This is a genomic window from Sphingomonas zeicaulis (assembly GCF_050433225.1).
Classification (GTDB): domain Bacteria; phylum Pseudomonadota; class Alphaproteobacteria; order Sphingomonadales; family Sphingomonadaceae; genus Sphingomonas_D; species Sphingomonas_D zeicaulis.
Map to the genome: position 1 here is coordinate 296,738 of NZ_JBNPXQ010000003.1, position 23,085 is coordinate 319,822.

Here is a 23,085-nt window from a genome sequence, read left to right on the forward strand (position 1 = left end):
GGATGGCGCGTTCCTCCCGATCCTATGACTGGGGCTTCCCCCGCTGGCGTGGCTATGGCTCCAAGCGGGAGGCGGTCGAGGTGCGCCTGTGCGACCGGCACGGCTGCGACCGGCCGGGCGATCGGCCCGCGCCGAAATCGCCCAACAGCCCCGAGCGCTGGTATTTCTGCGAGGAACATGCCGCGGAATACAACCGCAACTGGAACTATTTCGAGGGCCTGAACGCCGAGGAGGCCGCCGCCCGCGAGGCGCAGGAGCGGCGTTCGGCCTCCGGCTATGCCGAAGCATCGCATTATAGCTGGGGCGGCGCCGGCGACGGCAGCCGATCACGCGACGAGTTGCGCGCGCTTTCGGTGCTGGGGCTGGAGAGCGACGCCGATTTCGACATGGCGAAATCCGCCTGGCGCGCGCTGGCCAAGGCGAACCATCCCGACATCAAGCCGGGCGACGCAGAAGCAGCGGTGCGCTTCCAGGCGATCCAGGCCGCCTATGAGGTGCTGCGCGCAGCCGAAGAGCGGCGGAGCCAGCCGAGCCGGCCGCGTTGAAGACGAGCGTGAGATCCGACTGGCGCGGCGCCGTGCTGGTCTGCGCGAAATGTTCGAAGAAAGTGGGCGGCGGCTTCGGCGATAAGGGCAAGACGCCGCTCGCCAAGGCGCTCAAGAAGCATCTCGGCGCCCGCAACGGCCGCAAATCGCCGATTGGTATCCTCGAAGTGCGTTGCCTGGGTGTGTGCCCCGGCGGTGCGGTGACGGTGGTTGACGGCAACAATCCTCGGCAGTGGCTGCTCGTCCGCCCGGGGACAGACATCGACGAGGTTGCCGCGCAACTGGCCGACACGCCGGGGCCGACCGGCTGACCACTCTCGACGCCGGTGCGACGCTGGGGCATGGTCGCCCCGCACCGCCGACCATCGGCGACACGCCAAGGGGACCCTGGAATGATCGCTGCGCACGGGCGGGCCTTGCTCGCTTCGACCCTGATTCTTGCCGCCGCAGCGGGCGCCGGGACCCGGCTGACCGCGCAGTCGCGCAGCGCCGACCCGGCCGTGCAGCGCGGCTATGACGCGTGGACGCGCAGCGATTATGCGACGGCGGTGTCGGAATGGCGCAAGCCTGCCGCGGCGGGCAATGCCGACGCGCAATATAATTTGGGCCAGGCCTATAAATATGGCCGCGGCGTGCCCGCCGACCTGAAGCAGGCGGAAGACTGGTTCCGCCGCGCAGCAGTGCAGGGCCATTTGCAGGCCGCCGACAATTACGGGTTGCTGCTGTTCCAGAACAATCGCCGCGCGGAAGCGATGCCGTGGCTGGAGAAGTCTGCGGCACGCGGTGAGCCGCGCACGCAATATTTCCTTGGTGTAGCGCTGTTCAACGGCGATGGCGTGCCGCGCGACTGGCCACGCGCCTATGCGCTGATGACCCGCGCCTCCGCCTCCGGCCTCGCGGCTGCAACGCGCGCGCTGGGCGAGATGGACAAGCATATTCCGGCCGACCAGCGCCGCCGCGGCACCGAGATGGCCGCCGCGATGGCACGCGGCGCGCCGGCGCCCAAGCCCGCTTCCACACCGGCGCCGGTGCCGAAGCCCACACCAGCACCGGAACCGAAACCGACGCCGCGCCCCACGCCCGTCCCTGCACCGACCCCGGCGCCGCCCCGCCCCGCCCCAGCCCCTGCGACCGGCGGCGCGTGGCGCATCCAGCTTGGCGCGTTTGGTGACGCTGCCAATGCCGACAAGCTGTGGGGCCGGCTGTCACAGCGCGTCAGCGGCCTTGGCGGGCTCACCCCCTACAAGATCAAGGCAGGCGCGGTGACACGCCTGCAGGCCGGCCCGATCGCGACCAAGGCGGCGGCCGACCGGCTGTGCACCGCGGTGACCGCGGCGGGGAACCCGTGCATCGCGGTGAAGCCGTAGACTCTTTCTTTCGCCGGCGCGCAGCGTCGGGGGCCTTATCAGCCCCTCCCCTGAAGGGGAGGGGCTGAAACGCGTCAGCGCTTGCCAACTCCGTTCAATCCGCGCTTGCCCACTCCGCGCGCGGCAGGCCCATCGCATAGAGCAGCACACTGAGATCGCCGTTGCGCACGCGTGCATCGGCGGCAGCGGCGACCTTGGGCTTGGCGTGGTAGGCGACGCCGAGGCCGGCGACGCCGATCATCAGCAGGTCGTTGGCGCCGTCGCCGATGGCGATGCTCTGTTCAGCGCCGATGCTCAGCGATTCGAGCGCGCCGATCAGCACTTCGCGCTTGGTTTCGGCGCCTACGATCGGCCGCGCGACGGTGCCGTCGAGCCGGCCATCGGCGACGCCGAGGCGGTTGGAGATGGCGCGGTTGAAGCCGATCTGTTCGGCGACTGAATCGGCGAAATGGGTGAAGCCGCCCGACACGAGGATCGCAGTGCCGCCGCGTGCGCGCACCGTGCGGACAAGCGCCTTGGCGCCCGGCATGATCTTGACCCGCTCGGCGAGGCAGCGGTCGAGCACCGTGGCATCCATGTCGCGCAGCAGGCCGACACGCGCGTCGAGCGCCGCCTCGAAATCGAGTTCGCCGCGCATCGCGCGCTCGGTGACCTCGGCGACCTGCGGCTTGATGCCGGCATAGTCGGCCAGCTCGTCGATGCATTCCACGGTGATCATCGTCGAATCCATATCGGCGACGAGCAGAGTCTTCAGACGGTGTTCGGGTCTCTGGACGATCACATCGATGCCGGGCAGCGCCGCCTCGATCGCATCGCGCGCCACGAACGGCTCGGCGCCGAGCGCGAGATCCGCGGCGATGCCGGATTCGATCCAGCGCGCCTCACCCGGCTGGCCGCCCGCGGCGACCGCCGCGTCGCGCGCGATGTTCAGGGCGCTCTCTTCAAGCCCCGTCAATGCTATCAGCGTCGCGATGTACAAAGATCTTCCTCCCACCGGAACCCGGGTGGCGCTCATCGCAGGGCCGACCGCCAGCGGCAAGTCGGCATTGGCGCTGGCCCTTGCCGAACGCCTGCCAGCGACCATCGTCAACGCCGATTCGGCCCAGGTCTATGGTGACCTGCGGGTGCTTTCCGCCCGTCCCTCTATCGAAGAGGAAGCGCGGGCGCCGCACGCGCTGTTCGGCTATATCGACGGCGCGGAAGCCTGCTCGGCGGCGCGCTGGGCCGCCGATGCCCGCCGCGCGATCGCCGACAGCACCGCCGCCGGCAGCCTGCCGATCCTTGTCGGCGGTACCGGCCTCTACCTGCGCACCTTGCTGAACGGCATCGCGCCGATTCCCGACATCGATCCGGACGTGCGCGCTGCGGTGCGCGCGCTGCCGGTCGCGGACGCGCACCAAGCGCTGAGCCGCGAGGATCCGGCCGCCGCAGCCCGGCTCGCCCCCGCGGACACCACCCGCGTCGCCCGTGCGCTGGAGGTGATCCGCTCGACCGGGCGAACGATCGCGGCGTGGCAGACGGATCTCAGCGGCGGCATCGGCGATCGCATCCGCCTCACGCCTTTGCTGCTGCTGCCGCCGCGAGACTGGCTGCAGCGGCGCTGCGACGAGCGTTTCGTGACGATGCTGGAAACCGGGGGAATCGAAGAGGCCGAAGCGCTGGCGGCGCGCGATCTGGACCCCGCCCTGCCGGTGATGCGCGCAATCGGGGTGCCCGACATCATCGCCTGGCGAAAGGGTGACATCGATCGCGAAACCATGATCGTTCGCGCGCAGACCGCCACCCGCCAATACGCAAAGCGCCAATACACTTGGTTCAGCCGCCAGCCGCCGGCGGGCTGGCCACGCGCAGTCGCGCAATTGAATGGCGATGACATCGTCGATTTAGCAATAAAATTAGCCAATGAAGCATTGACACTATAGTTTATTACCTTTAGCGGAGCCGGCCTTGCCAAGCCTCTCGTCCGTTGCGAGAGGCCCGGCGTTCTGACACGAGGATGACATGGCCACCGAATTGAGCGGCGCTGACATATTGGTCGAAGCCCTGAGCGATCTCGGGGTCGAGGTCGTATTCGGCTATCCCGGTGGCGCGGTGCTTCCGATCTACGACGCGATCTTCAAGCAGAAGCGCATCCGCCACATCCTGGTGCGCCACGAACAGGCGGCGACGCACGCGGCGGAAGGCTATGCGCGCTCCACCGGCAAGCCGGGCGTCGTGCTGGTCACCTCGGGGCCGGGCGCCACCAACGCGATCACCGGCATCACCGATGCGCTGATGGATTCGATCCCGATGGTCGTCATCACCGGGCAGGTCGCGACGCACCTGATCGGCAGCGACGCATTCCAGGAAGCCGACACGGTCGGGCTGACGCGCCACTGCTCGAAGCACAACTACCTGGTAAAGTCGCCGGCGAAGCTGGGCGACACGATCCACGAGGCATTCCACATCGCCACCTCCGGCCGTCCGGGCCCCGTCGTCATCGACATCCCCAAGGACGTCCAGGTCGCGACCGCGCCCTATCGCAAGCCCGGCGCGATCCAGCACAAGACCTATCGCCCGCAGGTGAAGGCCGACGCGAAGCAGATCGAGACCGCCGTCGACATGCTGGCAGCGGCAAAGCGGCCGATCCTCTACACCGGCGGCGGCGTCATCAACGCCGGCCCGGCGGCATCGGCGGTGCTGCGCGAACTGGCGCGGATCACCGGCGCGCCCGTCACCTCCACGCTGATGGGTCTCGGCGCGTTCCCCGCCTCGTCCGACCAGTGGTTGGGCATGCTCGGCATGCACGGCACCTATGAGGCGAACCTGGCGATGAACCAGGCGGATCTTATCGTCTGCCTGGGCGCGCGCTTCGACGATCGCGTGACCGGCCGGCTGGATGCGTTCGCGCCCAGCTCGCGCAAGATCCACATCGATATCGACCGCTCCTCGATCAACAAGACGGTGCGGGTGGACCTGGGCATCGTCGGCGATGTCGGCCGCGCGATGGAAGACATGGTGCGCATCTGGAAGGCGCGCCAGAATCCCAAGGTCGATCTGTCCGGCTGGTGGCAGCGGATCGAGGAGTGGCGCGGCCGCAAGTCGCTTTCCTACCCCGAATCCAAGACCGAGATCATGCCGCAGCTCGCCATCCGGCGGCTGTGGGAAGCGACGCGGGATCGCAAGCCGATCATCACCACCGAGGTGGGCCAGCACCAGATGTGGGCGGCGCAGCATTTCGACTTCGAGGGGCCGAACAAGTGGCTGACCTCGGGCGGGCTCGGCACGATGGGCTATGGCCTGCCCGCCGCGATCGGCGCGCAGGTCGGCAACCCCAACGCGCTGGTGATCGACATCGCGGGCGAGGCCTCGATCCAGATGAACATTCAGGAGCTGGCGACGGCGGTGCAATATCGCCTGCCGGTGAAGGTGTTCATCCTCAACAACGAATATATGGGCATGGTCCGCCAGTGGCAGGAGCTGACCTATTCCAGCCGCTATTCGGAAAGCTACAGCGAGGCCCTGCCGGACTTCGTGCGGCTGGCCGAAGCCTATGGCTGGAAGGGCATCCGCATCGACGGCACGCAGGAACTGGACGCCGGCATCGCAGAGATGATCGCCTACAACGGGCCGGTGATGGTCGATTGCCGCGTGGCGAAGCTCGCCAACTGCTTCCCGATGATCCCGTCGGGCGCCGCGCATACCGAAATGATGCTCCATTCGGACGAGGTTTCCGGCGAGCTGAACGACGAAGCGAAGGCGCTGGTCTGATGCACATCAAGGAAGAAGCGAAGGAGCGGCACACGCTCTCGGTGATCGTCGACAACGAGGCGGGCGTGCTCGCCCGCATCGCCGGCCTATTCACCGCGCGCGGTTACAACATCGAGAGCCTGACCGTCACCGACATCAGCGCCGACGACCTGATCAGCCGCATCACCATCGTCACCTCCGCCTCGGCATCGGTGATGGAGCAGATCATCGCCCAGCTGGAGCGGCTGGTGCCGGTGCACAAGGTGATCGACCTCACGGCGCTTGGCCCCCATGTCGAGCGCGAGCTGGCGCTGGTGAAGGTGGCCGGCACCGGCGACCATCGCATCGAGGCGCTGCGGCTGGCCGAGGTCTATCGCGCGCGTGTGGTCGATGCGACCACCTCGAGCTTCGTGTTCGAGGTGACCGGCGGGACCGAGAAGATCGACAAGTTCATCGAGCTGATGCGCGAGGTCGGCCTGATCGAGGTCGCGCGCACCGGCATCGTGGCGATCGCGCGGGGCCGGGAAGCGGCCTGAGCCCCCCGCTCCCCGATGGAGCGCCGACCAACACTGATCCTGACGCCCCGACCGGGCGAACCTATTTGAAAGAGGGAATGACAATGCGGGTTTATTACGATCGCGACGCCGACCTGAAGCTGGTCACGGGCAAGAAGATCGCCATCGTCGGCTATGGCAGCCAGGGCCATGCCCATGCGCAGAACCTGCGCGATTCGGGTGTGGAGCAGGTCGCGATCGCGCTGCGCGCCGGTTCGGCGACCGCGAAGAAGGCCGAGGGTGCCGGCTTCAAGGTGATGTCCAATGCGGAAGCCGCGCAGTGGGCCGATATCGTCATGATCCTGGCGCCGGACGAGCATCAGGCCGCGATCTATGCCGAAGACCTGCACGCCAACATGCGCCAGGGCGCGGCGATCGCGTTCGCGCACGGCCTCAACGTCCATTTCGGCCTGATCGAGCCGCGCGCCGACCTCGACGTGATCATGATCGCGCCGAAGGGCCCTGGCCACACCGTGCGTTCGGAATATGTCCGCGGCGGCGGCGTGCCCTGCCTGATCGCGGTGGCGCAGGATGCCAGCGGCAACGCGCATGACGTGGCGCTCGCTTATGCCTCGGCGGTCGGCGGCGGCCGTTCGGGCATCATCGAGACCGACTTCAAGGAAGAATGCGAAACCGACCTGTTCGGCGAGCAGGCGGTGCTGTGCGGCGGCCTGACCCACCTGATCCAGGCGGGCTTCGAGACGCTGGTCGAGGCCGGCTACTCGCCTGAGATGGCTTATTTCGAGTGCCTCCACGAGGTGAAGCTGATCGTCGACCTGATGTATGAGGGCGGCATCGCCAACATGCGCTACTCGATCTCGAACACCGCCGAATATGGCGACATCACCACCGGCCCGCGCCTGATCACCGACGAGACCAAGGCCGAGATGAAGCGCGTGCTGGCCGACATCCAGTCGGGCCGGTTCGTGAAGAATTTCGTGCTCGATAACCGCAGCGGCCAGCCCGAGCTGAAGGCGGCGCGCAAGACCGCGGCAGCGCATCCGATCGAGAAGGTCGGCTCCGAACTGCGCGCGATGATGCCGTGGATCGGTGCCAACAAGCTGGTCGACAAGGACAAGAACTGATCTTTGACGGGGAAGGTCGCCCGTGCGGCCTTCCCCGTTTAATGGCCGGGCGGCTGGGCCTCAGCGGCGGGCGTCGAGCGCCTTCGCGATGATCCCAGCCAGCACGCGCGTTCCCTGCGCCGACGGATGGATGTCGTCGACATAAAATGCGGGGCTCCACGCCCCGTCGGCCTTCACGCATCGGATGATGACGCCCGGGACGTGCGCCACAGGCGGCAGCGGGAACCCGCAGGGGTCTGCGCTGCCGGTCTGAAGCCGGTTGGGATAGAAGACCAGCAACACTGGCTTGCGCGCGCGGGCGACCAGCGCCATCAGATCGGCGAAATTGTCCCGTCGGGCGACGCGCATGTCGTCTGGAACCCGCACGGGCACCGGATCGGGCCTTGTACCGGTCAATCTGCGAACACGGCGCATGATCGCCTCCCCCAGCAGGAAACGCGGCGGCGGCGGCAGGGGATGGCGCTGGTCCGTCTTCCATTCGGATGGATCGCCGAAATCCAGCCAGTTGAGAACGAAAACGATCTGGTCCGCGCCCGCCACGACCTCGGGATGGTCACGAAGATATTGGAGTTCGTTCTGCAGCGCCCAGCTCGGCGCACCGATCGGCCAGACGGTGGCACCGATCGCCTTTTCGAGCTGCGGCCCCAGCTTGTCCGGCTGATCCAGTTGCGCACCGAACACGATACTGTCCCCCACCAGCGCGATATCGCGCCCGGCGGTCGGAGCAAACGGCTGTGCGGTGCCCATGCTGCGTTCGTTGAGGACCCAGCGCGCGCCGCGAAAGACGCCCGACTGGCCGGGAAGCGGAATATAGCCGATGCGGTCGTCGGCATGGTAATAGGGCAAGCTGTCGGTATGCACCGGCGCCCTCAGCCGCAGGATCATTTCCGCGCCGGCAACCATCACCACCGCGGCCGCGCCCATCATGAGCGCCGTCCTCGTCATGCCCGCCATTCCGTCCGCCCCTTCGTCGCTGGGACCAGCCGTCACCGCGCCACCCGCGCGATGCCCGCTCGGTCCCTCCCCCTTTGATATTCCCCGCCGGACTGCCCGCGCCTATCTGACGCCCCCGAGAGGATTTTGGATGATTCGTCGCAGATGAAGACCAGCTATCACCGGATCGCAACCGGCGCGACGGCGCACGCGGCGCAACTAATGGCGCTTGCGGAGGAAAGCCGGCTTCGCACGCTCGCCCCGCGCAAGGGGCTCGACTTCGCATCCAACGACTATCTCGGGCTTGCCGGCAGCGCGGATTTGCGCGCGGCGGTGGCCGATGCTGCGGCGGCGGGCATCCCTGTCGGTTCGGGCGGATCACGGCTGCTGCGCGGCAATCACGAAGAGCATGAGGCGGTCGAAGCGGAGGCAGCGCTGCATTATGGCAGCGAGGCGGCACTCTTCCTCGCCACCGGCTTCGCCGCCAATGCGGCGCTGTTCGGCACATTGCCGCAGCGCGGCGACCTTGTCGTCCATGACGAGCTGATCCACGCCAGCACCCATGACGGCATAAAGCTGGGCCGCGCCGAGCGCGCCGCCGCGCGGCACAATGACGTGCAGAGCTTCGCAGACGCGATCGCGCACTGGCGTGCCGCCGGCAATACCGGGCAGGTCTGGATCGCGGTCGAGAGCCTCTACAGCATGGACGGCGACCAGGCGCCGCTCGCCGACCTCCTCGCGCTCGCCCGTGCCGAGGGCGGCTGGCTGGTGGTGGACGAAGCACATGCCACCGGCGTGTTCGGCCCGGCCGGGCGCGGCCTTGCGCACGCCATCGCCGGTGAGCCCGACGTGCTCAGCCTGCACACCTGCGGCAAGGCGCTGGGCGTTGAGGGGGCGTTGCTCTGCGGGCCGCGCGTGCTGATCGACTTCCTTGTCAATCGCGGCCGGCCCTTCATCTTCTCGACCGCGCCCTCCCCGCTGATCGCGCATGCCGTGCGCCACGCGATCCGGCTGAGCGCCGCCGCGGACGATCGCCGCGCCGCGCTCAGCGCCCAATTCGACCATGCCAATGCGCAGCTCGCCGCGCGGCTGGGCGTGCCGCGCACCGGCAGCCAGATCATCCCCGTCATCATCGGCGACAACGGCCTGACGATGCGCACCGCCGCCGCGCTCCAGGCGGGCGGCTTCGACGTGCGCGGCATTCGCCCGCCGACCGTGCCCGAGGGCACCGCGCGGCTGCGCCTGTCGATCACGCTCAACGTCACCCGCGCCGATGTCGACGCGCTGGTAGACCTGATGGCGGGATCGCTCGCCGAGGCGGCATGACCACGCGCTTCGTCGTCACCGGCACCGATACCGGCATCGGCAAGACGCTGTTCAGCGCCGCGCTGTGCGGCGCGATCGGCGCAACCTACTGGAAGCCGGTGCAGTCCGGGCTGGAGGAAGAGACCGACAGTGAGGCCGTCGCCCGGCTCGCAGGCGTGCCTGTGCTGCCGGAAGCGTGGCGGCTCGCGCTGCCCGCCTCGCCGCATCTCTCCGCCGAGCGCGAGGGCGTCACCATCGATGTCGATGCGCTGGTGCCCCCCGTCACCGATGCGCCGCTGGTGATCGAGGGCGCGGGCGGCGCGCTGGTGCCGCTGACCCGCGAGATGCTCTACGCCGACCTGTTCGCGCGCTGGGCGATCCCGGTGATCGTTTGCGCGCGCACCGGGCTCGGTACGATCAACCACAGCCTGCTGACGATCGAGGCGCTGAAGACGCGCGGTGTGCCGATCCACGGCATCGCCTTCATCGGCGAGGCGGTGGAGGACAGCGAAGCGATCATTCCCGCGCTGTCCTATGTGCGGCGCCTCGGCCGGCTCGACCGGCTGGCGAACGTGACCCCCGATACACTGACCGTCGCCTTCGCGCGCGGTTTCGACCCGCAGGATTTCCGATGACCGATTCCCCCGTCTGGCACGCTTTCACCCAGCACGGGCTGGGCGAACCGGTGCCGCTGATCGCACGCGCCGAGGGCGCCTGGCTGTATGGCGCGGAGGGCGAGCGCTGGCTCGATGCCATCTCTTCCTGGTGGGTGACGACGCACGGCCATTGCCACCCCCGCATCATGGCGGCGATCCGCGCGCAGACCGAGCAGCTCGACCAGTTAATCTTCGCAGGGTGGACGCACCAGCCGGCGGAAGACCTTGCTCTGGGGCTGCGCGCGATCATGCCCGAGGCGCTGACCCGGGTGTTCTTTTCGGATAGCGGCTCGACCGCAGTCGAGGTGGCGCTCAAGATGGCGCTTGGCCACTGGGCCAATCTCGGCACGCCGCGCCATCGCATCGTCGTGATGGAGCACAGCTATCATGGCGACACGATCGGCGCGATGTCCGTTGGCGCGCGCGGCGTGTTCAACCAGGCCTATGCGCCCTTGCTGTTCGACGTCGTGCGCATCCCCTTCCCCGCCGCAGGCGCGGAACAGGCGACGATCGACGCACTGGAAGCGGCCTGCCGCGAGGGGCCGGCGCCCGCCGCCTTGATCGTCGAGCCGCTGCTGCTGGGGGCGGGCGGGATGCTCGGCTATGGCGCCGCGACGCTCACCGAACTGGCGGCGATCTGCGCGCAGCACAACGTGCTGTTCATCGCGGACGAGGTGATGACCGGCTGGGGCCGCACCGGCACCTTGCTGGCATGCGAGCAGGCGGGCGTGGTTCCCGACATCCTCTGCCTCTCCAAGGGGCTGACCGGCGGCGCGGTGCCGCTGGCGGTGACGATGGCGGCGGAGCGGATCTTCGAATCGCATTATTCTACCGATCGCACCAAGACCTTCTTCCATTCCTCCAGCTACACAGCCAACCCGATGGCCTGCGCCGCTGCCAACGCCAACCTTGCGATCTGGAAGGAAGAACCGGTGCTGGAGCGGATCGCGGCGCTCGGCACGTTGCAGGCGGAGCGGCTGGCGGACATCAGCCTCCACCCCCGCGTCGAGGCGCCCCGCCGAATCGGCACGATCGCGGCGTTCGAGATCGCCGCGCCCGAGGCCGGCTATCTCGCGGCGATGGGGCCGAAGCTCACCGCCTTCTTCCGCGATCGCGGGCTGCTGCTGCGACCGCTGGGCAACACCGTCTATGTCATGCCGCCCTATTGCGTGACCGGCGACGAACTGGACATCGTCTATTCGGCAATCGGCGAGGCGCTCGACGGTTGAACCGCGCCCATGCTAGGGCAGCATCCGGCGATTTCCGCCAGAAATTACAGGGATGTTGATCGATGCGTGCACTCCTGATCGCAAGCGCCTGCCTCGCCGCCGTCGCGGTTCCCGTCGTCGCGCAGCAGACGATGTCGGTTCCGGGCGCGAAGGATCCCAAGCGGGTCACCGCCGGCACCTACACCGTCGATTCGGGTCACACCCAGGTCGAGTGGCGCGTCAACCATCTCGGCTTCAACGATTATTTCGGCCTGTTCGGCAGCGCCACCGGCACGCTGGTGCTGGATCCGGCGAAGCCTGCCGCCTCCACCGTTTCGATCGAGATCCCGATCAACAAGGTGGCGACCAGCCATGACGGGCTGACCAAGCATCTGATGGGCGCCGATTTCTTCGATGCGGAGAAATTCCCGACGGCAAGCTTCAAGTCGACCTCGGTCACCGTGCATGGCGAACATGCGATCGTCGCGGGCAATCTGACGATCAAGGGCGTGACGAAGCCCGCCACGCTGGACGTGCAGTTCAGCGGTGCGGGCAAGCTGCCCGAGCAGATGGGCGGCAAGGAAGGCCTGGGTTTCCATGCCACCACCAAGATCAAGCGCAGCGATTTCGGCATCAGCTATGGCATTCCGCTGGTGCCGGACGAGGTGCCGCTGACGATCAGCGTCGCCTTCATGAAGCAGTGATTTCGGGCAGCGGGCGGTAGACACGGCCCGCCATTCCGGATTAAGGGGGTCGCGATGGCACTGCATCGCGGCCTCCTTCTGCTTCGACTTACGCGCCCTTAGGCGCGTGCGTTCCTGCGCGGCCCGAGGGGCTGTGCCGCCGCCTAAGGGCTGATCCGAACCGACCGATCAACCGCCTGCCGCGGCGCGGGCGATGCAGAACGAGACTTGAGCCATGTTGCGCGATCCTTCCGTAAAATACCGCCCCTTTCCGCAGGTCGATCTGCCCAACCGGCAGTGGCCTACGCGCACCATCACCAAGGCGCCGATCTGGCTCTCCACCGACATGCGCGACGGCAACCAGGCGCTGATCGACCCGATGGACAGCGAGAAGAAGACGCGCTTCTTCGACCTGCTGGTGAAGGTGGGGCTGAAGGAGATCGAGGTCGGATTCCCCTCCGCCGGAGCGACCGAATTCGATTTCATCTCCGGCCTCGTCCGAAACGATCGCATCCCCGAGGATGTGACCGTGCAGGTGCTGACCCAGTCACGCGCGGACCTGATCGAGACCAGCTTCAAGAGCCTGGAAGGCGCGAAGACCGCGATCGTCCACCTCTACAACGCGGTGTCGCCGGCGTGGCGCAACATCGTGTTCCGCATGAGCCGCCCGGAAATCCGCGACATCGCGGTGATGGGCGCCAAGCTGCTGCGGGACGAGGCGGCCAAGCGCCCCGGCACCGACTGGCGTTTCGAATATTCGCCCGAGACCTTCTCCACCGCCGAGCTGGATTTCAGCCTGGAAGTGTGCGCGGCGGTGATGGATATCCTCAAGCCCACGCCGGAAAAGCCGCTGATCCTGAACCTGCCGGCGACGGTAGAGGCGGCGACACCCAACATCTATGCCGACCAGATCGAGTGGATGCATCGCAACCTGCCCAACCGCGACAGCGTGCTGATCAGCCTGCACCCGCACAATGATCGCGGCACCGGCGTCGCCGCGGCGGAGCTGGGGCTGATGGCCGGCGCCGACCGCGTCGAGGGCTGCCTGTTCGGCAATGGCGAGCGCACCGGCAATGTCGATCTGGTGACCTTGGGGCTGAACCTCTACACGCAGGGTGTGAACCCCAAGCTGGACTTCTCGGACATCGACGAGGTGATCCAGACCGTCGAATACTGCAACGCGATCCCTGTTCACCCGCGCCACCCCTATGCCGGCGACCTGGTGTTCACCGCCTTTTCCGGTAGCCACCAGGACGCAATCAAGAAGGGTTTCGCCGCGCAGGAACAGCGCAACGACGAATATTGGGAAGTTCCCTACCTGCCGATCGACCCGGCCGATCTGGGCCGCAGCTATGAGGCGGTGATCCGGGTCAATTCGCAGAGCGGCAAGGGCGGCGTCGCCTGGGTGCTGGAACAGGACAAAGGGCTGAAGCTGCCCAAGCGGCTGCAGGCCGACTTCAGCCGCCATGTGCAGGCGCTGGCCGACGAAACCAGCCGCGAACTGCACGCCGGCGACATCTGGCAGGCCTTCGCCAGCACTTATCGGCTGGAGGGCGAGCAGCGTTTCACGCTCGACGCCTATGACGAGACCCGCGCGCCCAATGGCGATCGCGTGTTCGCCGGCCACATCAATGTCGATGGCGAGATGCGCTCGGTCAGCGGCCGCGGCAACGGGCTGATCTCCAGCGTCGTCGCAGCGCTGCGCGACCAGTGCGACATCGACCTCGACGTCGCCGACTATAGCGAGCATGCGATCGGCAAGGGCTCCAACGTGCAGGCGGCGGCCTATGTCGAGTGCCGCACCGGCGAAGGTCGCACCGTATGGGGCGTCGGTATTGACGAGGATGTCGCCACCGCCTCGGTCCGCGCGGTGCTGAGCGCGGCAAACGCCATTTAAGCGTCCTCCCCCTTTCCGAACGACGCTCGGAAAGGAAAAGGGAATGCCCGCCATGCCACGATCCTGGCTGATCACCGGCTATGCCATGTCCGCGATCGGCGCGATGCTGTTCGCGACCAAAGGCATCGTCGTGAAGCTCACTTATGCGCATGACGTCAGCGTGCTCGCGCTGCTGGCGCTGCGCATGCTGCTCTCCACCCCGGTGTTCGTCGCGGTCGGCATCGTCGAATGGCGGCGGCGACCGGTGCATGAGCGGCCGGGCGTGAAGCCGCTCGGCGCCGCCGCCGCGGTGGGCATGATCGGCTATCACCTCTCGTCCTGGCTGGACTTTGAGGGGCTGGCGCTGCTCGACGCGCAGTCCGAGCGGCTGATCCTGTTCACCTATCCCTTCCTCGTCATCCTGTTCGGCCGGCTGATCTTCAAGCGCCCGTTCGCGCCGCACGCGGTGCTGGGCGCGCTGATGAGCTATGCCGGCATCGCCGCGATGTTCGGCGGCGCGCCCGCGCGAATGACCGACGACGCGCTGACCGGTGCCGCCCTCGTCCTGACCGCCGCGGTCAGCTTCGCGCTCTACCAGTTGTTCGCGCGCGAGCTGATCGTGAAGTGCGGTGCGGCGCTGTTCACGGCGGTCGCGATGAGCGCCGCGGGCGTATCGCTGCTTGCACAATTTTTCCTGACGCACCCGGTGGGCGAACTCGCGGTTGAGGCGTCGGCCTGGCCGCTGATCGTCACATTGGTGCTGCTCGGCGAGCCGTTCGGCTGGCCCGAGGCGCTGGGTACCGTGCTGGTGCTGGGCGGTGTCGGCCTGTTCATGCTGGTCGATGCGGCGCGGGCGCGGCGCGCCGCCGCGCCATAGCCGCCGATCATGGACGAGGGCGGCTGAAGGGCCTTCTCAGCGCGCCGCCAGCGCCTTCCGCGGCCGCGGCGTAACCGCCATCGCCCGGATCTTCGCTTCCGGCGCGTTGACGATCTGGAGCACATAGCGGCCCGGCACCACATCGAACTCGACGATCTTGGCGATCCCCGAACAGTCCGGACCATGGCCGTGCGCAGCCGATGCGACCGGCGCCCAGCGCTTCGGCCCCACGACCAGATCCACCCATGCGCGGCCGTCGAGCGCGACCTTGAGGCGGCCGGCACGCTCGACGCGGATCGCCATCAGCCCGCCATGCGTACCCGGCGCCACCGGTTTTGCGGGCTTAACGAGGAACGCGACCTTCTCGACCGGGTAGAGCGAGACGCGCGTTGCGAGCCCGCGCAGCAGGTGGGCATCCGGATAATATTTGGTCATCGCCCGGTCGGTGGCGGGTGCCGTCCAGCCGATCAGGTCGTCGGGCAAGGGGGCGGGCTTTGCCGAGCAGGCCGGCGCAGCAGCCTCGGGCGCGGCGGGCGTTTTCTGCGCACTTGCCGCGACCGGCATCGCCGCCGCCATCAACATCATGCCGGACCAGAGCCGCAACCGATCGCCCATCGTTCGTCTCCCCTTACGCCACATGGCGCTGATATCATGTTCGGAGGAAAGGGGGAGACCCGTCTTTTCCTCACCGGCGCGCAGCGTCGGCGGACGGGAAATGTGCCCTTCACTTCCGCCCGAACAATTTCTCGATATCGCCATGCGCCAGCTTCACCCAGGTGGGGCGGCCGTGATTACACTGGCCGGAGCGGGGCGTGACTTCCATCTCGCGCAGCAGCGCATTCATCTCGGCGACCGACAGCACGCGGCCGGCGCGCACCGAGCCGTGGCAGGCCATGGTCGCGGCGACATGGTCGAGCTTCTCGCGCAACGAAAGCGCCTCACCGAACGCGGCGAGTTCATCGGCGAGGTCAGCTACCAGCCCCTTCACATCGCTCTGCCCCAGCATCGCCGGCGTCGCGCGGACGAGCATCGCGGCGGGGCCGAAGCGCTCCAGCTCAAGCCCGAATTCGGAAAGCTCGGCAGCGCGCGCCTCCAGCCGGTCACACGCGGTTTCCTCCAGTTCGACGACTTCGGGAATGAGCAGCGCTTGTCGTGAGACCGCGCCGCCATCCATCGCCTTGCGCATCCGTTCGAGCACCAGCCGCTCATGCGCGGCGTGCTGATCGACGATGACGAGGCCATCCTCCGCCTCGGCGACGATATAGGTCTTCGCCACCTGCCCACGCGCGACGCCGAGCGGATGGCTGACCGTGGCGGGCGGCGGCGTATAGGCCGGCTCGGCGCGGCCCACGGGCGGCGGCGCGGTAAAGCCCGCGCGGCGTTCCCACAGCATCGTCGGCGCGCGCGGCGGCGGCGCGGCGGTGACGGGGGCGGCATAGGCAGGGCCGCCATAGCCGGAATGGTCATAGGCGGGATCGTCATAGACCAGGTTCGGCTGTTCGATCGGTTCGGACTGCCAGGCGGCGAGCGCGTTTTCGGCCGGCCGCTGGACGCTGCGCTGCCCTTCCGCCTCCAGCGCGCGGCGCAACCCCGAGACGATCATGCCGCGCACGAGCTGCGGATCGCGGAAGCGCACTTCGGTTTTCGCCGGGTGGACGTTGACGTCGACTTCTGCGGTGGGGAGTTCGAGGAACAGAGCGACCACCGCGTGCCGATCGCGCGCGAGCATGTCGGCATAGGCGCCGCGCACCGCGCCGGCGAGCAGCCGATCCTTCACCGGGCGGCCGTTGACGAATAGATATTGATGATCGGCGACGCCGCGGTTGAAGGTCGGCAGCCCGGCGATGCCGCCCAGCCGCACGCCCTCGCGCGCCAGATCGACCGCGACGCTGTTTTCCCGCAATGCCCGGTCGGTCAGCGCCGCCACCCGCTGCGGCGCATCCTGCCCGGACTGGACGGAGAGCGCGACGCGCCCCTCATGTTCCAACGTGAAGCCGACATCGGGGCGCGACATCGCCAGCCGGCGGATCGCATCGACGCAGGCGGCGAACTCGGAGCGCGCCGAGCGCAAGAACTTGCGGCGCGCCGGCACGCGTTCGAACAGCGATTCGACGCGGACGCGCGTGCCGGGCGGCAGCGCCGCCGGCCCTTCCGAAACCACCGCGCCATTGTCGACCACGCGGCTCCAGCCATCGCCACCGCGCACGCGGCTTTCCAATGTCAGCTTCGCGACGCTGGCGATCGACGGCAGCGCCTCCCCTCGAAAGCCCAATGTCGTCACCGCCTCGATCGCCTCGTCGGGCAGCTTGGAGGTGGCGTGGCGCTCGAGCGCAAGCGCCATGTCGTGGGGCCGCATGCCGCAGCCATCGTCGCTCACCTCGATGAGATCGGTGCCGCCGGCGGCAAGCTTGATCGCGATCCTGAGCGCGCCGGCGTCAATCGCGTTCTCCACCAACTCCTTCAACGCACTGGCTGGTCTCTCCACCACTTCACCGGCAGCGATACGGTTGACAAGATGCTCGGGCAGGCGGCGTATTGACATGCAGGTTGGTCTAGCCCAAGCGGCCCCATCCTGCGACCCGGTGCGACACAAAAATCAGGGCATCCACATCCTCGATCGGCGGCGTATCGGGCACATCACGGGCGCACACAAGAAGGTTGGAAACGGACAGGCGATGGTCTTTTCGCGTTGGTTCAAGTTCATGTCCCACGACATGGCGATCGATCTGGGGACGGCGAACACCGTCGTCTATCTGCGCGGGCGCGGGATCGTCCTCAATGAGCCGTCGGTGGTCGCGATCGAGACCTTGAACGGCGTCCGCAAGGTGAAAGCGGTCGGCGACGACGCCAAGCTGATGATGGGCAAGACCCCGGGCACGATCGAAGCGATCCGCCCCTTACGTGATGGCGTGATCGCGGACATCGACGTGGCCGAGCAGATGATCAAGCACTTCATCCACAAGGTGCATGGCCAGCGCCGCTTCCCGTCGTGGCCCGAGATCGTGATCTGCGTTCCGAGCGGCTCGACCTCGGTCGAGCGCCGCGCGATCCGTGACGCCGCGCAGAATGCCGGCGCCTCCAAGGTGTGGCTGATCGAAGAGCCGATGGCGGCCGCGATTGGCGCCGACATGCCGGTGACCGAGCCGATCGGCTCGATGGTCGTCGACATTGGCGGCGGCACCACCGAGGTCGCGGTGCTCTCGCTGCGCGGTCTCGCCTACACCACCTCGGTGCGCGTGGGCGGTGACAAGATGGACGAGGCGATCGTCTCTTACGTCCGCCGCAACCACAACCTGCTTATCGGTGAAGCAACCGCCGAGCGCATCAAGCAGGAAGTGGGTGTCGCCAAGCCCCCGATCGACGGCGTCGGCACCACGATCCAGATCAAGGGCCGCGATCTCGTCAACGGCGTGCCCAAGGAGATCCAGATCAACCAGGGCCAGATCGCCGAGGCGCTGGCCGAGCCGGTCGGCACGATCGTCGAAGGCGTGCGCATGGCGCTGGAGAACACTGCGCCGGAACTCGCCGCCGACATCGTCGACCAGGGTATCGTGCTGACCGGCGGCGGCGCGCTGCTGCAGGGTCTGGACGAGGTGCTGCGCGACGAGACCGGCCTGCCGGTGACGGTGGCGGACGATCCGCTGACCTGCGTCGCGCTGGGGACGGGTCGGGCACTGGAAGACCCGATCTACCGCGGCGTGCTCCTCACCGCCTGAAGGAGTCTCGAGGATGGCGCTCGGAACCACGCGCCAGCCCGGTTATTCGCGCCGCCTGCGCTATTCGCTGTTCGCCGCCTATGTGGCGGCAGTGGCGGCGGCGGTGGCGGGACTGCTGCTGTTTGTCGTCTCGATCATAGATCCGACCGGTTTTGGCGCGATTCGCGGCGCCGCGAGCGACGTCACGGCACCGATTTCCGCCGGCGGCCGCTCGGTCATCCGCTGGTTCGGATCGGTGGGTGACGCCGTGGGCGCCTATATCAATGCCGGCGCGCAGAACCGCCAGTTGAGCGAGGAAGTGGCCGCCAGCCGGCCCAAGCTGATCGAGGCCAAGGCGCTGGCGCATGAGAATGAGCGGTTGCGCAAGCTGCTGAAACTCGTCGACCGCGATCCTGGCGCAGTCGCGACCGCGCGCATCGTTAGTTCCAGCGCCACCAGCACGCATCGCTATGCGATATTGACCGCAGGCCGTTCCAACGGCGTGCGCCCCGGGCTGCCGGTACGGTCCAGCGAGGGGCTGGTCGGCCGCATCGTCGAGACCGGGCTATTCTCGTCGCGCGCGATGCTGATCCTCGATCCGGCAAGCGTGGTACCGGTGCGCCGGCTGACCGACGGCATGCCCGCGATCGCCACCGGGCGCGGCGATGGCTCGCTCGACATCCGGCCGCTGGCCGCCGCGCGCAATCCCTTCTCTCCCAAGGATATCTTCGTCACCTCCGGTGTCGGCGGCATCTATCGCCCCGGCATTCCGGTGGCGATCGCGCTGCGCGTCGACAGCGAGGGCGCGATCGGGCGCCCCTTCGCCGACCCCGACCGCATCGACCTGGCGGTGATTCAGGATGTGTATGTGCCGCTGGAAGTCACGCCGCCGCCCGCGGTTGCCATCGGCGGCAACTGACGCGTGACGATCGCCGGCCGATGATCCACCCGCTACGGGCCCGCCTTACCCCGACGATCTCGGTGCTGGTCGGCAGCCTCCTTACGATCGTGCCGGTCGTCGCCGACGCGCCGGTGCTGCCCCCGTTCGGGCTGTTGATGCTGATCGCCTGGCGTCTGCTGCGGCCGGATTACTGGCCGATCTGGGCGGCCGCGCCCTTCGGCCTGTTCGATGACCTGTTGAGCGGCCAGCCGGCCGGCAGCGGCGTGCTGCTGTGGAGCCTGATCTTTATCGCCGTCGAGGCGGTAGACAGGTGGCTCGTCTGGCGCGATTATTGGCAGGACTGGCTGATCGCCGCCGCCGCCATCGTCTTCGCGCTGTTCGGCGGGCTGATGCTGGTCCTGTTCTCCGGGGGCGGAGGCCATGCCCTGCTGATCGTTCCGCAAGTCGTCATGTCGATCCTGCTCTATCCCCTCGCCGCGCGCACCGCCGCGGCGCTCGATCGCTGGCGCCTCAGCGACCGATGAACAATCGCCGCAAGATCGTCACCGAAGCTTCGCAAAGCTTCACGCTCACCCGCCGCGCGCTGTTCATCGGCGGCGTGCAGGCGGCGTTCGGCGCGGTGCTGGCGGGCCGCATGGGGTGGCTCGCGATCGCCGAGAACGAGCGGTACAAGCTGCTCGCCGAGAGCAACCGGGTAAACCTGACATTGATCCCGCCGCGCCGCGGCTGGATCGTCGACCGCAACGGCCGCCCGATCGCCGACAACCGTACCGACTTCCGCGTCGACGTGATCCCCGATCGCCTGCGCGACGTGGAAGCGACAATCCAGACGCTGCAGCACCTGATCGGCTTCGACGAGGACGAGCATCAGCGCATCCTCGACGAGATCAAGCACAGCCCCGGCTTCCGCCCTGTTGAGGTCGCCGCGAGCATGGATTATCAGCGCTTCGCCGCGATCAGTGTGCGCCTGCCCGACCTGCCCGGCGTGGCGCCGACCCGAGGCTTCACCCGCAATTATCCGACCGGCGCCGCGGTGGCGCATCTGATCGGCTATGTCGGCGGCGCTTCTGCCGAGGAATATAAGCAATCGCGCGATCCGCTGCTCGTCACCCCTGGTTTCAAGGTCGGCAAGGACGGGCTGGAAAAGACGATGGACGCGATGCTGCGCGGCAAGCCCGGTGCCAAGCGCACCGAGGTGACGGCGCGCGGCAAGCTGGTGCGCGAGCTCACCACGCGGCCGGACGTGACCGGCGATACGCTGAGGCTGACCATCGATGCAGGGCTGCAGCATTATGCCGCGCGTCGCATCGGCCCCGAATCGGCCTCCGTCGTGGTGATCGACACGCTGACCGGGGCGATCCTGGCGCTGGCATCGATGCCCGCTTATGATCCCAACAGCTTCTCCGACGGCATCGGCCACAATGAATGGGCGATGCTGCGCGAGGATGATCATATCCCGCTGCTCAACAAGTCGCTGCAGGGGCTGTATCCGCCGGGATCGACCTTCAAGCCGGTATCTTCGACGGCACTGCAGGCGGCGGGGATCAAGCCGGAAGAGATCGTGCATTGCAATGGCGGCTACCAGCTGGGCAACCGCCGCTTCGCCTGCCTTGGCCGACACGGGCCGATGGACATGTATCGGGCGCTCGCGCGCAGCTGCAACACCTACTTCTACACGATGGGCCACCGCATCGGCATCGACAAGATCGCGGAAGCGGCGCGGACCCTGGGGCTGGGCCAGGAATATCCGCTGCCGGTGCCCTCGCAGCGCTATGGCACCGTGCCCGATCCGGCGTGGAAGCAGCGCAAATATGACCAAAAATGGAGCCAGTCCGACACGCTCAACACCTCGATCGGCCAGGGCTATCTGCAGGTCAGCCCGTTGCAGCTCGCGGTGATGGCGTCGCGCGTCGCCTCCGGCCGTAACCTGATGCCGACGCTGATCGCGAGCCAGCTCAAGCGCCCGGAAGAATTGCCGATCCCGCCCGAGCATCTCGCGGCGATCCGGCAGGGAATGGACATGGTGGTGAACGGCGGCGGCACCGCCGGGCGCAGCCGGCTGCCGCTGGAGGGCATCCGCATGGGCGGCAAGACCGGCACCGCGCAGGTGCGCCGCATCGCCGGCAGCTTCCGCGGCGGATCCAACGTGCCATGGAAATATCGCGACCATGCGCTGTTCGTCGGCTTCGCGCCGGTGGACGACCCGCGCTATGCGGTGTCGGTGGTGGTGGAGCATGGCCTCCACGGGTCGAGCGCCGCGGCGCCGATCGCGCGCGATGTCATCACCTATCTCTACGATCCGGTGAAGGCGATGGCCACGCTGGAGGAATTTGAAAAAGGCTGGGGCGGCAATATCGAGCAGCGCATGGCGGCAAAGGCCGCGGCGTGGAAGGCCGCGCGCAGCGGCACTTCGCCGCCTGCGGCCGAGGCTATGGGCGCAGCCGGCACCGCCAACGCCTCCGCCACGGCGCCCGCGCCGGCCGCGAGCCCCACTCCGCCCTCCGAACCGGGGGTCGCCGAATGACGCCGCGCAGTCTCGTCCCCGCCTTCCTCGCCGAACTGCCCTGGCGGATCATCCTGCTGGTGCTGGCGATCGGCGGCTTCGGCCTGGTCGTGCTCTATTCGGCGGCGGGCGGCAGCCCGACGCCCTGGGCAGCATCGCAGGGGATCAAGCTGGTCGCCTTCATCGGCATGGCCCTGGCGCTGTCACGCGTGCCCGAGGACTGGTGGCGCAACGCCGCCTTCCCCGCCTATGCCGCCATCATCCTCGGCCTGTTCGCGGTGGAGGTGTTCGGCTTCGTCGGCGGCGGCAGCCAACGCTGGCTGGATCTGGGTTTCATCCGCCTCCAGCCGTCTGAATTCATGAAGCTGGCGATCATTCTGACTTTGGCGCGCTTCTATGAATTGCTGCCCGCGGGCGAGGTGCGAAGCTGGACGGCGATCTGGCCCGGGCTGGCCGCGATCGGCGTGCCGGCAGCGCTGGTGATGCTGCAGCCCGATCTCGGCACCGCGCTGATGATCACCGCGGGCGGCATCACCGTGATGTTCCTCGCGGGCCTGCCGCTCCGCCTGTTCATCGGCGGCATCGGTGCGCTGATGGTGATCGCGCCGCTCGCCTTCTTCTTCGCGCTGCACGAGTATCAGCGCAACCGCGTGCTGATCTTCCTCAACCCCGAAAGCGACCCGCTGGGCACCGGCTATCACATCAGCCAGTCCAAGATCGCGATCGGTTCGGGGGGCATTTTCGGCAAGGGCTTCCTCAACGGCACGCAGAGCCACCTCGATTATCTGCCCGAGGGCCATACCGACTTCGTGTTCGCGACGATGGCGGAGGAATGGGGGCTGATGGGTGGTTGCGCACTGATCATCGGCTTCGTGCTGCTGACCCGCTGGGGAATCAACATCTCGCTGCGCGCCAATTCGCGCTTCGCCCGGCTGACCTCGGCGGGTCTTTCGGCGACGATCTTCTTCTATGTGGCGATCAACCTGTCGATGGTGATGGGCCTGGCGCCGGTGGTCGGCATCCCGCTGCCGCTGGTGTCGTTTGGCGGCTCGGCGATGCTCACGGTGATGCTCTGCCTCGGCATCCTGATGTCGCTCGACCGCGCCAGCCGGAAGAGCACGGGCTTCAGCTGAACTTTATCGAAGATAGAGGTTTACAGCGCCGCGGA

22 protein-coding genes are annotated in these 23,085 nt (G+C 67.7%); 18 read left to right on the forward strand and 4 right to left on the reverse strand.

What is annotated here, in order from left to right:
• Window positions 1–2 precede the first annotated feature (2 nt).
• The 3 genes from FHS96_RS14085 to FHS96_RS14095 all read left to right on the forward strand — a co-directional run bounded on the left by FHS96_RS14085 (window position 3) and on the right by FHS96_RS14095 (window position 1,912).
• Window positions 3–545 carry a J domain-containing protein gene (locus tag FHS96_RS14085; protein WP_429592474.1) on the forward strand — a complete coding sequence of 181 codons (543 nt, stop codon included), beginning with the start codon at window positions 3–5 and terminating at the stop codon, window positions 543–545.
• A gap of 8 nt (window positions 546–553) precedes the next feature.
• Window positions 554–856 carry an NADH-quinone oxidoreductase subunit NuoE family protein gene (locus tag FHS96_RS14090; RefSeq protein WP_429592477.1) on the forward strand — a complete coding sequence of 101 codons (303 nt, stop codon included), beginning with the start codon at window positions 554–556 and terminating at the stop codon, window positions 854–856.
• A gap of 81 nt (window positions 857–937) precedes the next feature.
• On the forward strand, window positions 938–1,912 hold the full coding sequence (locus tag FHS96_RS14095; RefSeq protein ID WP_429592480.1) for an SPOR domain-containing protein: 975 nt from the start codon (window positions 938–940) through the stop codon (window positions 1,910–1,912).
• A gap of 94 nt (window positions 1,913–2,006) precedes the next feature.
• On the opposite strand, the gene serB is transcribed toward FHS96_RS14095, so the two are convergent.
• Complete coding sequence (gene serB / locus FHS96_RS14100; RefSeq protein ID WP_429592482.1) at window positions 2,007–2,891, reverse strand: phosphoserine phosphatase SerB; 885 nt, start codon at window positions 2,889–2,891, stop codon at window positions 2,007–2,009.
• On the opposite strand from serB, the gene miaA reads away from it, so the two are divergent.
• The 4 genes from miaA to ilvC all read left to right on the forward strand — a co-directional run bounded on the left by miaA (window position 2,884) and on the right by ilvC (window position 7,280).
• On the forward strand, window positions 2,884–3,834 hold the full coding sequence (miaA, locus tag FHS96_RS14105; protein ID WP_429592485.1) for a tRNA (adenosine(37)-N6)-dimethylallyltransferase MiaA: 951 nt from the start codon (window positions 2,884–2,886) through the stop codon (window positions 3,832–3,834). The genes serB and miaA overlap by 8 nt on opposite strands.
• A gap of 79 nt (window positions 3,835–3,913) precedes the next feature.
• Window positions 3,914–5,662: an acetolactate synthase 3 large subunit gene (locus FHS96_RS14110; protein ID WP_429592487.1), complete on the forward strand. Its 1,749-nt coding sequence runs from the start codon at window positions 3,914–3,916 to the stop codon at window positions 5,660–5,662.
• Entirely contained in the window at window positions 5,662–6,177 is a 516-nt protein-coding gene (gene ilvN / locus FHS96_RS14115) for an acetolactate synthase small subunit (protein WP_429592490.1), read from the forward strand. The genes FHS96_RS14110 and ilvN overlap by 1 nt, the downstream gene beginning before the upstream one ends.
• An 83-nt stretch (window positions 6,178–6,260) precedes the next feature.
• Window positions 6,261–7,280 (forward strand): ketol-acid reductoisomerase, encoded by a 1,020-nt coding sequence (gene ilvC / locus FHS96_RS14120; RefSeq protein WP_429593065.1) that lies wholly within the window; start codon window positions 6,261–6,263, stop codon window positions 7,278–7,280.
• 60 nt (window positions 7,281–7,340) lie between these two features.
• Here ilvC and FHS96_RS14125 read toward each other — a convergent pair whose 3' ends face one another.
• Window positions 7,341–8,225, reverse strand: a complete 885-nt coding sequence (locus FHS96_RS14125; protein ID WP_429592493.1) for an SGNH/GDSL hydrolase family protein — start codon at window positions 8,223–8,225, stop codon at window positions 7,341–7,343.
• Window positions 8,226–8,378: 153 nt separating this feature from the next.
• Between FHS96_RS14125 and FHS96_RS14130 the strand changes: the two genes are divergently transcribed.
• From FHS96_RS14130 to FHS96_RS14155, 6 genes are all read left to right on the forward strand, one after another.
• The gene (locus FHS96_RS14130; RefSeq protein ID WP_429592496.1) at window positions 8,379–9,539 is read left to right on the forward strand and encodes an 8-amino-7-oxononanoate synthase; all 1,161 of its coding nucleotides are present in this window, start codon (window positions 8,379–8,381) and stop codon (window positions 9,537–9,539) included.
• Window positions 9,536–10,153 (forward strand): dethiobiotin synthase, encoded by a 618-nt coding sequence (bioD, locus tag FHS96_RS14135; protein WP_429592499.1) that lies wholly within the window; start codon window positions 9,536–9,538, stop codon window positions 10,151–10,153. The genes FHS96_RS14130 and bioD overlap by 4 nt, the downstream gene beginning before the upstream one ends.
• The gene (locus FHS96_RS14140; RefSeq protein ID WP_429592502.1) at window positions 10,150–11,403 is read left to right on the forward strand and encodes an adenosylmethionine--8-amino-7-oxononanoate transaminase; all 1,254 of its coding nucleotides are present in this window, start codon (window positions 10,150–10,152) and stop codon (window positions 11,401–11,403) included. Before bioD ends, FHS96_RS14140 begins: the two co-directional genes overlap by 4 nt.
• A gap of 62 nt (window positions 11,404–11,465) precedes the next feature.
• Complete coding sequence (locus FHS96_RS14145; protein WP_429592504.1) at window positions 11,466–12,086, forward strand: YceI family protein; 621 nt, start codon at window positions 11,466–11,468, stop codon at window positions 12,084–12,086.
• A gap of 214 nt (window positions 12,087–12,300) precedes the next feature.
• Entirely contained in the window at window positions 12,301–13,962 is a 1,662-nt protein-coding gene (leuA, locus tag FHS96_RS14150; RefSeq protein ID WP_429592507.1) for a 2-isopropylmalate synthase, read from the forward strand.
• 43 nt (window positions 13,963–14,005) lie between these two features.
• Window positions 14,006–14,818 carry a DMT family transporter gene (locus FHS96_RS14155; RefSeq protein ID WP_429592510.1) on the forward strand — a complete coding sequence of 271 codons (813 nt, stop codon included), beginning with the start codon at window positions 14,006–14,008 and terminating at the stop codon, window positions 14,816–14,818.
• A gap of 36 nt (window positions 14,819–14,854) precedes the next feature.
• Here FHS96_RS14155 and FHS96_RS14160 read toward each other — a convergent pair whose 3' ends face one another.
• Together FHS96_RS14160 and mutL are read right to left on the reverse strand one after the other, a co-directional pair.
• Complete coding sequence (locus tag FHS96_RS14160) at window positions 14,855–15,433, reverse strand: homogentisate 1,2-dioxygenase (RefSeq protein WP_429592512.1); 579 nt, start codon at window positions 15,431–15,433, stop codon at window positions 14,855–14,857.
• A gap of 109 nt (window positions 15,434–15,542) precedes the next feature.
• Window positions 15,543–17,360 (reverse strand): DNA mismatch repair endonuclease MutL, encoded by a 1,818-nt coding sequence (mutL, locus tag FHS96_RS14165; RefSeq protein WP_429592515.1) that lies wholly within the window; start codon window positions 17,358–17,360, stop codon window positions 15,543–15,545.
• A gap of 133 nt (window positions 17,361–17,493) precedes the next feature.
• Between mutL and FHS96_RS14170 the strand changes: the two genes are divergently transcribed.
• The 5 genes from FHS96_RS14170 to rodA are packed head-to-tail and all read left to right on the forward strand — an operon-like array spanning window position 17,494 to window position 23,050.
• Complete coding sequence (locus FHS96_RS14170; RefSeq protein WP_429592518.1) at window positions 17,494–18,534, forward strand: rod shape-determining protein; 1,041 nt, start codon at window positions 17,494–17,496, stop codon at window positions 18,532–18,534.
• Window positions 18,535–18,547: 13 nt separating this feature from the next.
• The gene (locus FHS96_RS14175; RefSeq protein WP_429592521.1) at window positions 18,548–19,432 is read left to right on the forward strand and encodes a rod shape-determining protein MreC; all 885 of its coding nucleotides are present in this window, start codon (window positions 18,548–18,550) and stop codon (window positions 19,430–19,432) included.
• Window positions 19,433–19,452: 20 nt separating this feature from the next.
• A complete protein-coding gene (locus FHS96_RS14180) occupies window positions 19,453–19,938 on the forward strand; it encodes a rod shape-determining protein MreD (protein ID WP_429592523.1) in 486 nt (161 codons plus the stop codon).
• Entirely contained in the window at window positions 19,935–21,938 is a 2,004-nt protein-coding gene (gene mrdA / locus FHS96_RS14185) for a penicillin-binding protein 2 (RefSeq protein WP_429592525.1), read from the forward strand. Before FHS96_RS14180 ends, mrdA begins: the two co-directional genes overlap by 4 nt.
• Window positions 21,935–23,050: a rod shape-determining protein RodA gene (gene rodA, locus FHS96_RS14190; RefSeq protein WP_429592528.1), complete on the forward strand. Its 1,116-nt coding sequence runs from the start codon at window positions 21,935–21,937 to the stop codon at window positions 23,048–23,050. Before mrdA ends, rodA begins: the two co-directional genes overlap by 4 nt.
• Window positions 23,051–23,085: the final 35 nt, after the last annotated feature.

Excerpts from the sequence above, each read along its gene's own strand:
- FHS96_RS14085 (WP_429592474.1), top strand. The coding sequence starts at position 3 with ATGGCGCGTTCCTCCCGATCCTATGACTGGGGCTTCCCCCGCTGGCGT.
- FHS96_RS14095 (WP_429592480.1), top strand. The coding sequence starts at position 938 with ATGATCGCTGCGCACGGGCGGGCCTTGCTCGCTTCGACCCTGATTCTT.
- miaA (WP_429592485.1), top strand. The coding sequence starts at position 2,884 with ATGTACAAAGATCTTCCTCCCACCGGAACCCGGGTGGCGCTCATCGCA.
- FHS96_RS14110 (WP_429592487.1), top strand. The coding sequence starts at position 3,914 with ATGGCCACCGAATTGAGCGGCGCTGACATATTGGTCGAAGCCCTGAGC.
- ilvN (WP_429592490.1), top strand. The coding sequence starts at position 5,662 with ATGCACATCAAGGAAGAAGCGAAGGAGCGGCACACGCTCTCGGTGATC.
- ilvC (WP_429593065.1), top strand. The coding sequence starts at position 6,261 with ATGCGGGTTTATTACGATCGCGACGCCGACCTGAAGCTGGTCACGGGC.
- FHS96_RS14125 (WP_429592493.1), bottom strand. The coding sequence starts at position 8,225 with ATGACGAGGACGGCGCTCATGATGGGCGCGGCCGCGGTGGTGATGGTT.
- FHS96_RS14130 (WP_429592496.1), top strand. The coding sequence starts at position 8,379 with ATGAAGACCAGCTATCACCGGATCGCAACCGGCGCGACGGCGCACGCG.
- bioD (WP_429592499.1), top strand. The coding sequence starts at position 9,536 with ATGACCACGCGCTTCGTCGTCACCGGCACCGATACCGGCATCGGCAAG.
- FHS96_RS14140 (WP_429592502.1), top strand. The coding sequence starts at position 10,150 with ATGACCGATTCCCCCGTCTGGCACGCTTTCACCCAGCACGGGCTGGGC.
- FHS96_RS14145 (WP_429592504.1), top strand. The coding sequence starts at position 11,466 with ATGCGTGCACTCCTGATCGCAAGCGCCTGCCTCGCCGCCGTCGCGGTT.
- leuA (WP_429592507.1), top strand. The coding sequence starts at position 12,301 with ATGTTGCGCGATCCTTCCGTAAAATACCGCCCCTTTCCGCAGGTCGAT.
- FHS96_RS14155 (WP_429592510.1), top strand. The coding sequence starts at position 14,006 with ATGCCCGCCATGCCACGATCCTGGCTGATCACCGGCTATGCCATGTCC.
- FHS96_RS14160 (WP_429592512.1), bottom strand. The coding sequence starts at position 15,433 with ATGGGCGATCGGTTGCGGCTCTGGTCCGGCATGATGTTGATGGCGGCG.
- mutL (WP_429592515.1), bottom strand. The coding sequence starts at position 17,360 with ATGTCAATACGCCGCCTGCCCGAGCATCTTGTCAACCGTATCGCTGCC.
- FHS96_RS14170 (WP_429592518.1), top strand. The coding sequence starts at position 17,494 with ATGGTCTTTTCGCGTTGGTTCAAGTTCATGTCCCACGACATGGCGATC.
- FHS96_RS14175 (WP_429592521.1), top strand. The coding sequence starts at position 18,548 with ATGGCGCTCGGAACCACGCGCCAGCCCGGTTATTCGCGCCGCCTGCGC.
- FHS96_RS14180 (WP_429592523.1), top strand. The coding sequence starts at position 19,453 with ATGATCCACCCGCTACGGGCCCGCCTTACCCCGACGATCTCGGTGCTG.
- mrdA (WP_429592525.1), top strand. The coding sequence starts at position 19,935 with ATGAACAATCGCCGCAAGATCGTCACCGAAGCTTCGCAAAGCTTCACG.
- rodA (WP_429592528.1), top strand. The coding sequence starts at position 21,935 with ATGACGCCGCGCAGTCTCGTCCCCGCCTTCCTCGCCGAACTGCCCTGG.